A 13,948-nucleotide genomic window follows, 5' to 3' on the forward strand; every position below is an offset into this window, starting at 1 on the left:
GGAGCGTTGCCGGGAGTGGGGGAAGTTTCGGCGGCGGAGTTTGGCGCTCCTTTCCGGCAGGAGGAGGGAGCTGTGAGCCGTCCTGGGCGTCTGAAAAAGACCGCAGGCATCATGCTTTCCTGCTCTTTGGGGACAGGTGGAACCGGAAATATCTTTTATGATGAAAAAAGCCGACAGGGAGAGCTGCGGGACTCGTCTTGTAGCTCGGCGCGTTCTGATATAGAATAACCCATATTTTCCGCAGAAATATTTTGCCGTCGGAAGCAGCCGGGATGTTTTTATGAGGCTGCGTACATCTGCATGGACAGGGTGAAAGAAGAGTCGATGGATAGTCTTTGGAACAACAGTGAGCTTCGTCAGCAGATGCTGAACCATTTCGGAGACAGTACGGGCGAGTGCTATCAGTACTATTCCTTTGTGGAAAAAAAGTTTTGCTTTTCCGAGAATATTCAGAAAATAACGGCCATGATTCCCCGTTCGGGCTGTTCGCTGGACGAGTGGTACCGGGTGATATATCCCGCGGACTGCGCCAGACTGAAGCGCTATGTTTCGGGTTCCTTCCGCCGGGAGCGGCAGCACTATCATTTCAACTACCGCATGCGGAACCGTTTCGGACAGCTGATATGGCTCAGCAGCAAGGGAAAATGCTATTTCGATAAGTGCGGCAGGGCGAGTTTTTTCCTGGGAACGATATCGGCGCAGGATCATCTGGAGCAGCCCGTCAGGGACAGCTGTCAGACGGCGTGGCTGAAGGAGCTGGAAAAGGCGCACCATCAGGGACGAAGCGGCCATCTTCTGATGGTGAACGTGGACAATCTGAGCCGGATAAATCTGAAATACGGCCGGGAGTGCGGCAACGGCGTTCTTGAAGTGCTCAGGGACGCCATGAACGACGCCTGCGCGGGCGAGCAGCGGGCATGCCGGATCAACGGCAACTGCTTCTGCATACTTCTGTCGGAGACGGACGAAGAGCAGGTGAAGGCATATTTTCGGAATGTGCAGAGAAGCCTTGAGGGCGAATGCACCATTTCCGGCGGCTGCGTTCCGCTGCAGAAGTATCAGATTCCGGAGAGCGAAATGCTTCTGCAGTATGCCGAGAGTTCTCTGGAGGCCGCAAAGAAGTCGGGAAAGAACAGACTGTGCTTCTTCATGCCCGAGGATTATGAGCGAAAGATAGCCGCTCTGGAACTGCTCGAGGAAATGGAGAACTCCGTCAGAAACGACTTTTCGGGATTTTTTCTTCTCTATCAGGCGCAGATCCGTTCCGAGACTTTCGAACTTGCAGGAGCAGAGGCGCTGCTTCGGTTCCGCTCTTCCCGAAGGGGCGTCATTTCGCCGGACGAATGCATTCCGGTGCTGGAGCAGAGCGGGCTCATCGTGCCGGTCGGCAAGTGGATCATCCGGAAGGCGCTGGAACAGTGCCGCATCTGGAGACTGACGGTTCCCGACTTTCACGTCAGCATCAACATGTCCTACCGTCAGCTGTGGCAGTCGGAGATCCAGGAGGATGTTCTGAAGCTGCTCCGGGCGAGCGGTCTTCCCGGAAGCGCTCTCACCGTCGAGGTCACGGAAGGCAGGGAGCTTCAGAACTATCCGTATCTGAACGCCGTGTTCAGCGCTTGGAAGGAGGAGGGCATAGCGATCGCCGTGGACGATTTCGGGACCGGCTATTCCAGCCTGAGCTGGCTGAAAGAATTGTCCATCGACGAGATCAAGATCGACCGCTGCTTCGTGAGCGGCATTCAGCACAGCGCCTACAATCTGCGTCTTTTGTCCAACATCATCGAACTGGCTGCGGGCGGCGGCATCCGCGTATGCTGCGAAGGCGTGGAAAACTCCGAGGAACTTGCCGTGCTGGAGCCGCTTCATCCGGCGCTCTATCAGGGGTATTTCTTTGCAAGGCCCATGTCCCCTGAGAAATTCGTGCTCAGAAGGAACTATCTGGAGGCCGTTCCCTGTCCCGACGACAGGGAGCGGGAGAAGCTCTCCATGTCTTCAAAGGACAGGTATGCGCTTGAGCACACCATACTGGAGAAGACCGAGGACGTCATTTCCCTGTGCGACGTTTTGACGCATGAGATATACTATCTCAATGCTGCGGGGAAAAGAATCTTCGGCGTCAGGGATTACCGGGGACGGAAATGCTATGAGGCGCTGCGGGGCCTGGACGCTCCCTGCAGCTTCTGTCCCAATGCCGGGCTGCGCCATGACTCCTTTCATATATGGGAGGACTGGAACAGTTACTGCGACAGGCATTTTCTTCTGAAGGACAAGCTTCTGGACGTGGACGAGAAGACGTTGCGTCTTCAGGTCGGCATGGACATCACGAGGCGGGAGTACGTCAGCCGGAAGTCTCAGGCCCGTCTGGATTTTGCAAGGCGCATCACCGGCTACGTGGATGTGCTGCATCGTCAGAGGGACTGGAGCCGTGCCGTGGATCTGGTGCTGGCCTCGCTCGGAGAATTCTACAGGGCCGACCGGGCCTATCTCTTTGAACCTTCGCCTGCGAAGCCCGGGTTCTGGGACAATACTTTCGAGTGGTGCGCTTCGGGCATCACGCCGCAGAAGGAGAATCTTCAGCAGGTGCCGCCGGAAGCGGTGTTCCGATGGATGGAACTCTTCCTGCACGACAAGTCCGTCATCATCTACAATAAGGAGCCGCTCAGGAGTCGTTCCCCTCTTGAATGGGAGATGCTCGAGCGTCAGGAGATCCATCGGCTCATCGCCGTGCCGCTCATGGAAGAAGGCCGTGTGGCCGGCTTCGTGGGCGTGGACAATCCCCGCAACGCCATCGACGACGACACCCAGATCCGGGTGCTGGCCAGCTTCCTCGTGGTCCGCTTCCAGAGAGAGCGCAGAGAGCGTCTGGAGCGGGGCGAACACTGAGGAGCGTCGCCCAGCCGTGATTTCGCTCTCTCAGGCTTCCTGCTTTCCGGGAGACGTGAGCGAGAGCGCGGCCACGGTTTCCACGTGCGGCGTCTGCGGAAAAAGATCCACGGGCTGCACGGCGCGGATGTCGTAGGCCGGGGCGAGCAGGGCCAGATCGCGCGCCAGGGTGGCCGGGTTGCACGACACGAGCACGAGGCGCGGCGGTCGATGTTTGAGTATGGCCTGCACGGTGCGCTCGTCCATGCCCGCGCGGGGCGGATCGGTGACGAGAAGGTCGGGCACGCCGCGCTCGCGGAAGCAGCGCTCGAGCCTGGCGGCGTCGCCGCATTCAAAGCGGTATTCTGTGTTTTCCCCGGCCGCTGCGGCGTTCCGGGCGGCGAGCTCCACGGCCTGCGCCACGCTTTCGAGGCCGAACATGCGCGAAAAATGCGGGCCCATGGTCAGGGCGAGGCCGCCTGCGCCGCAGTAGATGTCCCAGCATTCTTTGCCCCAGAGGCCGGTTGCGCCGGGAAACAGGGAGGCGGCGAGCTCGGCGGCGGTGTTGTAGAGCAGTTCGGCGGCGCGGCTGTTCACCTGAAAGAAGGAATTGTGATCGAGCGCGAAGGTGACGTTCCGACCCTGAAGAGCGAGCGTTTCGGAAAGCCGGGATTCGCCCAGTGTGAACACGGTCTGCTCGCCGTAGGCCACGTCGGACTCGGCGGCGCGGATGCTGTGAACGAAGCCCGTCACGCCGGAATTCTTTTCCATGAGCGCGCTGCCGAGCTTGCGGACGGTCGAGGCTTCCTGCGGCGAGGGCAGAGTGATGAGTTCCACGAGGCAGCCGCCGTCCTGCGGCTCGCGGATGACGGCAAAGCGCAGAATGTCGTTCTGCCTGACCGAGCTGCTGAAGCCTTTCCTGCGCGGCGCGCGTTCCTTGCCGCTGCGCCCGGAGGGGGCGGCAACGAGGCGGAATTTTTCGCAAAGCTCCCTGAGATCGGCAAGCACGGTCATGGCTTGCGGGCTTTGCAGCAGGCACTGCGTGACCGGAATCACCGTGCGGGACGAGCGCGCCCGCAGGCCGAGCGCGGTGCGGCCGGAGGCGTCCTGCGCAAAGGCGAATTCCATTTTGTTCCGGTATCCCCATTCCGCGCGTTCTCCCGGGCTGAGCGCGGGGCGGATCACGCCTTCGGGCAGATCGAGACGTCCCAGCCTGCGCAGAGAGTCCTGCACGATGCGGGTTTTCTCCTCAAGCTGACGGGCGTAGGGCAGGCGCTGCCAGGGGCAGCCGCCGCATTCGTCGGCGTGAGGACAGGGCGCGTTCCGCTCGTCGGGAGCGTGACGGAGCACGTCGAGCAGCTCGGCTTCGGCCATGCGCTTTTTCACATGACAGAGCCGTACCCGCACGCGCTGACCGGGAAGGCCGCCGCGAACAAAGATGGTCATGCCTTCGTCGCTGCGTCCCACGGTCCTGCCGTCAGGGGAAAGGCCGTGCAGCTCAAGTTCCAGCGTGTCGTTGCTTTGGTATGCCATGAACGTCTCCTGTGGGGTGATGGGGCATCATAGCAGGGAGGGGGCGGAAAGGCAAAAGGCCGGAATCAGGGCGGAACTGTCGCCCGCACGTTCGGCCGACGCGCGGCGGCATGCGAGGCCCCGGCCTGCCCCTCGTGGCCGCAAGGCTTTGAGCGCGCGGAAAGAGGGCGCAACCGCTTCGGATTCCGTCGGAACAGGCGAGCCGTTCGGGAAAACCGCCTTGACTTTTTACAGGGCTTGGGAGAAGGTAAACGGTGATTCCGGCAGCTCGCCGGAAGGGCCGTCCAGACTTTTCGAGGAGCACAGTATGGGAGAACTCATCACCAGCGCCATGCACTCCACCCCTCAGGGCTTCGTGGGCGTGGGCTGCATCTTCATCTATTTCATCGTCATGATCTGCGCCATCATCTATCGCGTGAGACGCGGCGAACACGTTCATTGATTTTTGTCGTCATTGCACGAAAAAGGCGTCCCTTCCAGGAAGGGACGCCTTTTTCATTTGCCGGCATCGCTTGCCGCGAGCGGAGCGCGCCGGACGCGCTCTTTTCGGGCGGCATCATTGAGGCGTGCAGGGATGGCTGCGCAGGGCGAAGCGGGCCGTGCCTTCGGCAAGAATCTTGTCGAATTCGGCCATGTTGTTTTCGGCCACGTCGCGCAGGGCGAGCAGCAGCGGAATGGCCGTGAGAAGCCAGAACCTGCCGGACACCTTGCCGGACGAGGTTCCGCCGTGGTCATAGGCTGCCACGAAGGGGCGGACGGTGGTGCTCAGCTCTTCGCCGGTTTTTTCCTTGAAGATGCGGTGAATGTCCATGACGAGCTCATGGGAGCTGTAGGGGAAGGGCACGTCGGCAAAGGCCTGTTTCATGTCTTCCCAGAGGTACGGATCGCCGCGAAGGCCCCAGCTCGGGGGCTGTATATTGAACATTTCGGAAAGAAAGCGGGTTTCAGACATAAATCCTCCACAGATTGAGCCGGAATGGGAACCGGTGCGGGGTTTCATATTGGCGGCAAGAGCGGGAAAAGTCAAAGCCTGTATGAAAAAAAAGCGCCCCGGCCGGGCATGCCGGTCGGGGCGCGGAGCGTTCAGGCGATACGACTACTTGCTCCGGCAGGAGCGATACTGTTCATAGTAGCGGGTGTGCAGCAGCTCGTGAGCCTTGTGGCTGTTCGGCGCGCCGAGGAAGTCCCGGTACAGGGCCTGAATTTCGGGGTTGTCGTGACTTCTGCGCACGGGCAGGTTGCGGTCGTTGCGGTACAGCGCCTCGATGCGCAGACGGGGGGTGTCGGCGTCGAGGTTGATGGGCTGACCGCCGCCGTTGACGCAGCCGCCGGGGCAGGCCATGATTTCAATGAAGTTCCAGCCGCGGGGATTGCCCTTGCGGATCATTTCGCAGACCTTGCGGGCGTTGGCGAGACCATGTGCCACGGCCACCTTGAGGGTGAGAACGCCGTTGAAGTTCACCTCGGCCTCGCGGATGCCTTCCATGCCGCGCACGGATTCGAGTTCCACGGGTTCCATCTCTTCGCCGGTGATGACCTTGTAGGCGGTGCGCATGGCGGCTTCCATCACGCCGCCGGTGGCGCCGAAGATGTTGCCTGCGCCGGAGCCTTCGCCCATGATGGGATCGAATTCCTCCTCCGGCAGGGCGAAGAAGTTGATGTTGGCTTCCTTGATCATCTGGGCGAGTTCGGCGGTGGTGAGCACGATGTCGGTGTCGGCGAAGCCGCTGGCGGAAAGTTCGCGGCGCTCGGCCTCGAACTTCTTGGCGGTGCAGGGCATGATGGAGACCGACACGATCTTGGAGGGATCGATGCCCTGTTTCTGGGCGTAGTAGGTCTTGAGCATGGCCCCGAACATGGACTGCGGGCTCTTGGCCGTGGACAGATGCGGCAGCAGATCGGGATAGTAGAGCTCGATGAAGTTGATCCAGCCGGGCGAGCAGCTCGTGATCATGGGAAGCTCGCCGCCGTTTTTCAGGCGATCGACGAGTTCGTGACCTTCTTCCATGATGGTGAGGTCGGCGGACCAGTTGGTGTCGAAGACTCTGTCGAAGCCGAGGCGGCGCAGGGCGCTGACCATCTGGCCGGTGGCGATGTCGCCGGGCTTGCCGCCGAAGGGTTCGCTGATGGCCACGCGCACGGAGGGAGCCGTCTGCACCATGACGATTTTTTCCGGATCGCGCAGGGCCTGCCAGGCGCGTTCGGTGTCGCTTTTCATGGTGATGGCTCCGGTGGGGCAGACCTTGCGGCACTGACCGCAGAAGGTGCAGGAGACTTCGCCGAGGCCGAGGTTGAAGGCCGGGGTCACACGGGCGTTGAGGCCGCGGTAGGCGAAGGAATAGATGCTCACGCCCTGCACTTCGGCGCACATGCGTACGCAGCGGCCGCAGAGTATGCACTTGGACGGATCGCGGACGATGCAGGGATTGCTTTCGTCCTTTTCCATGGGCGGACGGTTGTATTCGTAGCGCACGCGACGGATGCCCAGATTGTTGGCCACGCGCTGCAGCTCGCAGTTGCCGGAACGCGAACAGGCAAGGCAGTCCTTGGGATGGTTGGCGAGCAGCAGTTCCACGATGTTCTTGCGCGATTCGAGCACTTCGGGATCGTTGGTGAAGACTTCCATGCCTTCGCTGACCTTGGCGATGCAGGCGGGAACGAAGGAACGGGCCTTCGTCACCTTGCACACGCACACGCGGCAGGAGCCTTCGGGGCGCAGCAGCGGATGGTAGCAGAGCGTGGGAATGTTGATGCCGACAAGTTTTGCGGCTTCCAGAATGGTGGCGTCCGCGGGGGCGGTCACTTTCTGGCCGTCTATAGTCAGAGTAACGGTATCACTCATGATGATTCTCCTCGAGGTCGGGCTTACACGCGGCTGATGGCGCCGTGCTTGCACTTGTCCATGCAGGTGCCGCACTTGATGCACTTGTTGGGATTGATCAGGTGGGGTTCGCGCACCTTGCCGGTGATGGCTCCCACGGGGCAGTTGCGGGCGCAGAGGGTGCAGCCCTTGCACTTTTCGGGATCAATCCTGTACTGGAGCAGCTTGGTGCAGACGCCGGCGGGGCACTTCTTGTCGTGAATGTGGGCCTCGTATTCCGAGCGGAAGAAGCGCAGCGTGGAGAGCACGGGGTTGGGGGCCGTCTGACCGAGGGCGCAGAGCGAAGAGGTGCGCATGGTGTGGGCCAGGCGTTCGAGTTCCTCGATGTCGCCGTCGCGGCCTTCGCCGCCGCAGATGCGTTCCAGAATTTCAAGCATGCGCTTGCTGCCTTCGCGGCAGGGAGTGCATTTGCCGCAGCTTTCGGCCTGCGTGAAGGTGAGGAAGAAGCGGGCGAGGTCCACCATGCAGGTGTCTTCGTCTACCACGACCAGGCCGCCGGAACCCATCATGGCGCCCGCGGCGGTGAGGGAATCGTAATCGACGGGGTTGTCGAGCATGGAGGCGGGCAGGCACGCGCCGGAAGGCCCGCCTATCTGCACGGCCTTGAACTTCTTGTCGTTCTTGATGCCGGCGCAGATGTCGAAAATGATGTGGCGCATGGAAACGCCCATGGGAATTTCCACAAGACCGGTGTTGCGTACCTTGCCGGTGACGGCGAAAATCTTGGTGCCCGGGGATTTTTCGGTGCCGTCCTGACGGAAGGCGTCCGCACCCTCGGTGATGATGCGGGCCACGTTGGCGAAGGTTTCCACGTTGTTGAGCACGGTGGGCTTCTCCCACAGGCCGCGCTTGGCCGGGAAGGGCGGACGCACGCGGGGCATGCCGCGCTTGCCTTCGATGGAGCGCATGAGGGCGGTTTCTTCGCCGCACACGAATGCGCCCGCGCCCTGCTTGATCTTCAGATGGAAGCTGAAGTCGGAACCGAGAATGTTGTCGCCGATGAGGCCGAGGGCTTCGGCTTCGGCGAGGGCGATGCCGAGGCGCTTGATGGCGAGCGGATATTCGGCGCGCACGTACACATAGCCTTCGGTGGCTCCCGTGGCCCATGCGCCGATGAGCATGCCTTCGATGACGGCGTTGGGATCGCCTTCCAGCACGGAGCGGTCCATGAACGCGCCGGGATCGCCTTCGTCGGCGTTGCAGAGCATGTACTTGGGTTCGGCCGGTTCGGAAGCCATGAACTTCCACTTGAGGCCGGTGGGGAAGCCTGCGCCGCCGCGGCCGCGCAGGCCGGAGTTGAGCACTTCCTCAAGGGTGGCCTGACGGCCCATGGAAAGGGCCTTGGCTATGCCCTGATAGCCGCCGTTGGCGATGTATTCAAAGATGTTTTCCGGATCGATGCGTCCGCAGTTGCGCAGCACGAGGCGCTTCTGCAGGTTGTAGAAGAGCATGTCGCGGTAGCTGTGGCGCGGGGTTTTGCCGGTGCGGCCCTGATAGTGGAGCCTCTCCACGGTCTTGCCTTCGAGCACGGTGGTTCTGATGAGCTCGTCGGCGTCTTCGGGCTGCACGCGTACGTAGAAGATGCCGCCGGGATAGAAGATGACGAGCGGTCCGAGTTCGCAGAAGCCGTGGCAGCCGGTGACCACGATGCTCACGCGGTCGCTCAGGCCGTTCTTGTCGATGGCGGCCTGGAGGGCGTCGCGGATGTTCATGCTGCCCGAGGAAGTGCAGCCGGTGCCGCCGCAGATGAGGATCTGATATTTTTTCTGGTCGGGTGCGCGGTTGTAGTTGCGCAGATCAAGCAGAGGCCGGGCTTCTTCCTGCAGCCTGTTGAGGGCGTCGACGGAAGTGAGACGTTTGAGTTCAAGCATGTCGTCCTCTCCTTTATGCCAGGTAGCTGTCGAGAATGCCGGGAATGTCGTCGGGGGTCAGGCGGCCGTGGGTGTTCTCGTTCACCATCATGACCGGAGCCAGACCGCAGGCGCCGAGGCAGGCCACGGTTTCCAGCGTGAAGTTGAGATCCTTGGTGGTTTCGCCGGGCTTGATGTCGAGGTGATGGCTCACCGCTTCAAGAATGGCGGCCCCGCCGCGGACGTGACAGGCCGTGCCCTGACAGACGCGGACGATGTTCTTGCCGCGCGGATTGAGGTGGAACTGTGCGTAGAACGTGACCACGCCGAACACCTCCGCCACCGGAACGTTCAGTTCCGACGCGATGGTTTCGAGCACTTCCTGCGGCAGATAGCCGTAAACATCCTGGGCCTGCTGCAGAACGGGAATGAGCGCGCCTTTCGGGTTCTGCTTGTAGGGTTTCAGAATGTCCATGAGAGGAGCAAGGTCAATGGGGCTGGCCGTGCAGTTGCAAGACATGTGGATATCCTCCTGGTACAATCCTGGCTCTGACCGGCCTGCGGCGGCGGTCAGGGCGTTCCGTGTCCCCTGCGGGACGGTTGCGGGTGGGGCGCGGCGCGTTCGGCGAGGCGCCCGCAGCGGAAAAAGTGCGTCGTCCCTCCTGTCCGGGACGGCTGTTTTCCGCCGGCCGGAATCATTCTCCTGCGGAGGATGTCCGGCTTTTCCCCTGGTTGGGGGAGGCGGCGGACCTGTCGGCAATGCCCGCCGCTTTGAGAATGTCTTTTTCCTGCGCCTGGGCTTCCTTGAGAAAGGCTTTCGCTTCCTGCCGGTTCAAGAGCACGGCAGAGGCGGAAAAGCTTTCAAGGGTTTTTCTGAGTGCGCCGGTTTCGGCGGCCTTCAGAAAGGCGAGGGAAAGTTCGTCCAGAGTCTGCGGCGGCACGCCGGCCGGCGCGAGAAGAATGAAGGATGAATCGCCGCGTCCGGGATCGGCGAAGCCCTTGTCGCTCAGGGAGGGCACGCCCGGCAGCGCGGGAAGTCTCGCGCCTGCGAGAACCATGAGCGGAAGAAGCTGACCGTTTTTCACGCGGGGCAGCGCGCCGCTCGCGGCGGCGTCCACGTGACCGCCGAGCAGGGCGGCTTCGGCTTCGCCGGGCCCGCCGAAGGGCACGAAACGCCACTTGAGCGAGGGATCTTTGGCGGATATGGCGGCAAGGGCGACGTGGGAGGGCGTGCCCAGACCGGGAACGCCGATGCGCATTTCGCCGGAGGCCTGGCGCGTGGCGGCAAGAAAGTCGTCCAGCGTCTTCCAGGGCGCGCCGGGGCGCGTCACCAGCACGGGGGAGGCCTGTCCGAAGATGAGCAGAGGCTCCACGTCCTTGAGCGGATCGTAGGGCGCGTCGTTGACGGTGGGAATGAAGATGAGCGCGTTGGTCACGCAGGCGGCGAGGCGGGAGCCGTCGGCCTTGTCTTTTGCCAGTCTGGCCACGGAGGTCATGCCGCCGCCGCTCGGCGTGTTCCGGGGAACGATGTTTCTTCCCAGAACGGCTTCGGCGTCATGGGCGAGCACGCGGGCTGCGGCGTCGAGGGCTCCGCCCGGGCTGAAGGCGATGGACAGCTGAATGGGGCCGTCTGCGGCGCGGGCCTGCGGAACGGAAACTGGAGAGAGAAGCAGGAGAGAGAGGGCGGCAAGGCCGAAGTATGGAATACGCCATTTCATGGTGCATATCTCTACAGGTAAAAATGAAATCGGCAAGCATAAAAAATTTTTTCACATAAGAGTATCGGATATATCGGTGTAACGTATTATAATCGTGCGTTATTTGCAAGACGGCCTTCTTTGAGCGTTCAATCAGTTTTATAAAAAATGACAGAAAAGTCGAAAAGGAGGCCTGTTTTGACGGCTACCAGAAGGAGAGAAGCGTCTGCATGAGATGGGTTTCCAGTCTCGGGCCGAGCACGAAGGCGAGCACGAGGGGCGCGGGCGAACAGCCGCAGCGCCTGAGCGCCACGGCGAGAAGCCCGAAGAGCACGCACTGAGCCGGGCCGGACATGTCGTCGGCCCCCATGTAGGAGCCCGTCAGACAGAGCAGGCAGATCACGGGCCAGAGCAGCCGGAAGGGAAGGCGCGCGAGCCTTGCCCAGAAACCTGAAAGGGTCAGGCCGAGCACGAGCAGAATGACGTTGCCCGCCATGAGGCAGAACATGAGCCCCCAGTAGAAGTCCGGCTGCTCTTCGGGCAGGGAGGGGCCGGGCGTCACGCCCACGACGGTGAGCGCGCCGAGCATGGCGGCCATGATGGGATTGGTGGGCAGGCCCATGAGCAGAAGCGGCGCAAACGAGGCCATGGCCGCGGCGTTGTTGGAGGCTTCGGGCCCGGCGAGGCCTTCCCAGGCACCTTTTCCGAACTGTTCCGGATGGTTGCTGAGGCGTTTTTCCAGCGCGTGGGAGGCAAAGCTGGCGGTGACGCCCGCGCCGCAGGGCACAAGACCGGTGAGGAATCCGAGCACGCTGCCGCGAAGGGCTGCCAGGGCCGTGGAAAGTCGGCGCAGGCAGGGCACGGCGTCCGGCGCGGCGGCGCGGATTTTTTCCGGGCCGGAGAGCAGGGCGTTGAAGAGATCGCCGAGGCCGAACAGGCCGAGCAGCATGGATGTCAGCTCCACGCCCTCGGAGAGTCGCCACGCGCCGAAGGTCAGCCGCTCTGCGCCGTACACGGGATCCATGCCCGGCAGGGCGAGGGCGAGACCGAGGAAGATCATGCACAGGCTGCGGCGCGGCCCGCCGGGACTGGTGAAGGCGACGAGCAGCAGGGCGCAGATCATGACGGCCGCCCGTCCGGCGGGGCCGAAGAAGAGCGCCGCGCCGGAAAGCGCGGGGGCGAGCAGCAGCATGGCGAGCGAGGCGAACATGCCGCCGGTGAAGGATGCGAGCGTAGCCGTGGCGAGGGCCTGCCGGGCCTTTCCGCCGAGGGCCAGCGGATGACCTTCAAAGAGGGTTGCCACGGCGTCGGCCTCGCCGGGAATGCCCATTAATATGGATGTGACGGCTCCGCCGTACTTGGCGCCGTAAAAAATGCCGGAGAGCAGGGAGACGGCGGGCAGCGGTTCGAGCACATAGACGAGGGGAAAGAGCAGGGCCATGGCCGCGGGCGGGCCGAAGCCCGGCAGCACGCCCACGGTCATGCCGAGAAACACGCCCGCAAGCACGAGCAGCCACAGTTTGAGGGAGCAGAGGGCGGAGAGCGCCGCGCCCATGCCGGAAAGCAGGGAAGGGTCGAAAAAAGAGGCGTCCACGGCCTACGCTCCGATTCCGAAGGAGAAGAGCGCGCCTTGCGGCAGCGGCCAGGCCAGCAGTTTTTCCATGCCGAGCCAGAGCGTCAGACACAGCAGCAGGGCGAGCGCGAGGGATTCGTTGCGGGAGCAGCCGCCGCAGCGGCAGGCGCAGAGTGCGGCGAAAAAGGTGGCAGGAAGCCAGCCAGCGGCATAGACAAGCAGCATCCAGAGCAGGCAGGAGAAGAGCAGGCCGCCCGCTTCGCGCAGAGCCTTGCGGGAGGGCCGCTCTTTGGCGGCAGAGGCGGGAGGCAGAAGCAGCGCGCCGACAAAAAGTCCCGCGCCGACGATGCGCGGCCAGATGCCGGGGCCGGGAAGTCCGGCGGAAAGCGCGGGCGGCGCGGCCGCAAGAACCGCGACGGCGGCAAGCGCGAGCAGAACGCGCAGGGCGTGACGCCGCAGGGCGGCGCGGGGCAGACGCATGGGAGACCTCGAAACGGGAAGAATGACGGCCCCTGCGGGCCGGGCCGAGTATAGGACAGAAGAAAAAGATGGGCAACGGCGCGGAAACCGGGGCGCGGAGAGGGAGTTTCCCTTGACAGCGGCGGCATATTCGGGGAAGGTGTCTCGATAGTTTTTTTTGGAGGAACCATGCCTAAAGAAGACGCCATTGAAGTGGACGGCATCGTGGAAGAAGCCCTTCCCAATGCCATGTTCCGCGTGAAGCTGGAAAACGGCCACGAAGTGCTTTCCCATATTTCCGGCAAGATGCGCAAGTTTTATATCCGCATTCTGCCCGGCGACCGCGTGAAGGTCGAGCTTTCGCCCTACGATCTCACCCGCGGACGCATTACCTACCGCATGAAGTAAGATGGAGCCGCTCGCCATTCCCTCGTCCGGGGGAGCCCGTCCCGAAGCCGGGAAGGGCGCAAGGCGGCGCAAGCCCGTCCGGCTTCCTGCGGCCGGCGCATCCGAGATGCTGCTGATCCGTATCGCTCCCCGTGATACGGGTCTTTTTCGTTATCTTCTGGAAGGCGGAGGCGGGCATCTGGCCATGCTCACGGTGCTTGATCCCCGTGCGGCCCTGTTCAAGCTGCTGTTTTCTCCGCATCAGCGGGAGGAGCTTGAGGCGCTGCTTGAGAGCATGCGCAAAACCGTGCCCTTCGAGGTGCGCCGATGGCCCGTGAAGACGCCCGCCGCGCCGGATCGCCAGAATCTTCCGGAGTGCGGAGCCGTGTCGGCCTGCCGGGACTCTTCCGGGAACGAAAGCTCCCCGGCCTTCGCGGCGTCGCCGGACGGCGCAGCGCCTTTGAGGGAGCCGGAATCCTCGGAGACCGACGCCTGTTCGACAAAGCCTCCGTTTGCGGAGTGAAGGCCGCGTCGCATCGTTCCGGCGTTTTTTTGCGATTTCGGGCCGCTTTTGTCTGAAAGTGCCTGCCGCATTTTGCCGCGCTGTCTTGTCTGTCGTCCGTTGCCAAGAAATTGTTGCGAAACTTCGGCGTCGCGTCCTGAACATGGGAGGCGTCGCCGTTTTTTTTGACTGTATGCAGTG

At 62.5% G+C, this 13,948-nt stretch carries 12 protein-coding genes; 4 read left to right on the forward strand and 8 right to left on the reverse strand.

Going from position 1 to position 13,948, the window contains the following annotated elements; all coding sequences use genetic code 11:
- The first annotated feature begins 324 nt into the window (after positions 1-324).
- Positions 325-2,886 (forward strand): EAL domain-containing protein, encoded by a 2,562-nt coding sequence (locus tag ABGT79_RS09600; protein ID WP_346665986.1) that lies wholly within the window; start codon positions 325-327, stop codon positions 2,884-2,886.
- Positions 2,887-2,916: 30 nt separating this feature from the next.
- Here the strand turns inward: ABGT79_RS09600 and rlmD are convergent, their stop codons facing one another.
- Positions 2,917-4,398, reverse strand: coding sequence for a 23S rRNA (uracil(1939)-C(5))-methyltransferase RlmD (gene rlmD / locus ABGT79_RS09605; protein WP_346665987.1), 1,482 nt, complete (start codon positions 4,396-4,398; stop codon positions 2,917-2,919).
- A 307-nt stretch (positions 4,399-4,705) separates the two neighbouring features.
- On the opposite strand from rlmD, the gene ABGT79_RS09610 reads away from it, so the two are divergent.
- On the forward strand, positions 4,706-4,840 hold the full coding sequence (locus tag ABGT79_RS09610) for a hypothetical protein (RefSeq protein ID WP_294445492.1): 135 nt from the start codon (positions 4,706-4,708) through the stop codon (positions 4,838-4,840).
- Between the two features lie 114 nt (positions 4,841-4,954).
- Here ABGT79_RS09610 and ABGT79_RS09615 read toward each other — a convergent pair whose 3' ends face one another.
- The 7 genes from ABGT79_RS09615 to ABGT79_RS09645 all read right to left on the reverse strand — a co-directional run bounded on the left by ABGT79_RS09615 (position 4,955) and on the right by ABGT79_RS09645 (position 12,879).
- Positions 4,955-5,350 carry a hypothetical protein gene (locus tag ABGT79_RS09615; RefSeq protein WP_346665988.1) on the reverse strand — a complete coding sequence of 132 codons (396 nt, stop codon included), beginning with the start codon at positions 5,348-5,350 and terminating at the stop codon, positions 4,955-4,957.
- 144 nt (positions 5,351-5,494) lie between these two features.
- Positions 5,495-7,240 carry an NADH-dependent [FeFe] hydrogenase, group A6 gene (locus tag ABGT79_RS09620; RefSeq protein WP_346665989.1) on the reverse strand — a complete coding sequence of 582 codons (1,746 nt, stop codon included), beginning with the start codon at positions 7,238-7,240 and terminating at the stop codon, positions 5,495-5,497.
- A gap of 23 nt (positions 7,241-7,263) precedes the next feature.
- On the reverse strand, positions 7,264-9,150 hold the full coding sequence (locus ABGT79_RS09625; RefSeq protein WP_346665990.1) for an NADH-quinone oxidoreductase subunit NuoF: 1,887 nt from the start codon (positions 9,148-9,150) through the stop codon (positions 7,264-7,266).
- 13 nt (positions 9,151-9,163) lie between these two features.
- A complete protein-coding gene (gene nuoE / locus ABGT79_RS09630; protein WP_294486646.1) occupies positions 9,164-9,649 on the reverse strand; it encodes an NADH-quinone oxidoreductase subunit NuoE in 486 nt (161 codons plus the stop codon).
- A gap of 175 nt (positions 9,650-9,824) precedes the next feature.
- Entirely contained in the window at positions 9,825-10,847 is a 1,023-nt protein-coding gene (locus ABGT79_RS09635) for a tripartite tricarboxylate transporter substrate binding protein (protein WP_346665991.1), read from the reverse strand.
- Positions 10,848-11,031: 184 nt separating this feature from the next.
- The gene (locus tag ABGT79_RS09640; RefSeq protein WP_346665992.1) at positions 11,032-12,420 is read right to left on the reverse strand and encodes a tripartite tricarboxylate transporter permease; all 1,389 of its coding nucleotides are present in this window, start codon (positions 12,418-12,420) and stop codon (positions 11,032-11,034) included.
- 3 nt (positions 12,421-12,423) lie between these two features.
- On the reverse strand, positions 12,424-12,879 hold the full coding sequence (locus tag ABGT79_RS09645; RefSeq protein ID WP_346665993.1) for a tripartite tricarboxylate transporter TctB family protein: 456 nt from the start codon (positions 12,877-12,879) through the stop codon (positions 12,424-12,426).
- 168 nt (positions 12,880-13,047) lie between these two features.
- On the opposite strand from ABGT79_RS09645, the gene infA reads away from it, so the two are divergent.
- Both infA and ABGT79_RS09655 read left to right on the forward strand, forming a co-directional pair.
- Positions 13,048-13,266, forward strand: a complete 219-nt coding sequence (gene infA, locus ABGT79_RS09650) for a translation initiation factor IF-1 (protein WP_077071795.1) — start codon at positions 13,048-13,050, stop codon at positions 13,264-13,266.
- A 1-nt stretch (position 13,267) separates the two neighbouring features.
- On the forward strand, positions 13,268-13,768 hold the full coding sequence (locus ABGT79_RS09655) for a DUF4911 domain-containing protein (protein WP_346665994.1): 501 nt from the start codon (positions 13,268-13,270) through the stop codon (positions 13,766-13,768).
- The last annotated feature ends 180 nt before the right edge of the window (positions 13,769-13,948 follow it).

The organism is uncultured Mailhella sp. (genome assembly GCF_963931295.1).
Lineage (GTDB): Bacteria > Desulfobacterota > Desulfovibrionia > Desulfovibrionales > Desulfovibrionaceae > Mailhella.

Bases quoted from the DNA above. Each gene is read 5' to 3' on its own strand.
- nuoE (WP_294486646.1), bottom strand. From the start codon at position 9,649: ATGTCTTGCAACTGCACGGCCAGCCCCATTGACCTTGCTCCTCTCATG.
- ABGT79_RS09615 (WP_346665988.1), bottom strand. From the start codon at position 5,350: ATGTCTGAAACCCGCTTTCTTTCCGAAATGTTCAATATACAGCCCCCG.
- ABGT79_RS09610 (WP_294445492.1), top strand. From the start codon at position 4,706: ATGGGAGAACTCATCACCAGCGCCATGCACTCCACCCCTCAGGGCTTC.
- infA (WP_077071795.1), top strand. From the start codon at position 13,048: ATGCCTAAAGAAGACGCCATTGAAGTGGACGGCATCGTGGAAGAAGCC.
- ABGT79_RS09635 (WP_346665991.1), bottom strand. From the start codon at position 10,847: ATGAAATGGCGTATTCCATACTTCGGCCTTGCCGCCCTCTCTCTCCTG.
- ABGT79_RS09600 (WP_346665986.1), top strand. From the start codon at position 325: ATGGATAGTCTTTGGAACAACAGTGAGCTTCGTCAGCAGATGCTGAAC.
- ABGT79_RS09620 (WP_346665989.1), bottom strand. From the start codon at position 7,240: ATGAGTGATACCGTTACTCTGACTATAGACGGCCAGAAAGTGACCGCC.
- ABGT79_RS09645 (WP_346665993.1), bottom strand. From the start codon at position 12,879: ATGCGTCTGCCCCGCGCCGCCCTGCGGCGTCACGCCCTGCGCGTTCTG.
- ABGT79_RS09625 (WP_346665990.1), bottom strand. From the start codon at position 9,150: ATGCTTGAACTCAAACGTCTCACTTCCGTCGACGCCCTCAACAGGCTG.
- ABGT79_RS09655 (WP_346665994.1), top strand. From the start codon at position 13,268: ATGGAGCCGCTCGCCATTCCCTCGTCCGGGGGAGCCCGTCCCGAAGCC.
- rlmD (WP_346665987.1), bottom strand. From the start codon at position 4,398: ATGGCATACCAAAGCAACGACACGCTGGAACTTGAGCTGCACGGCCTT.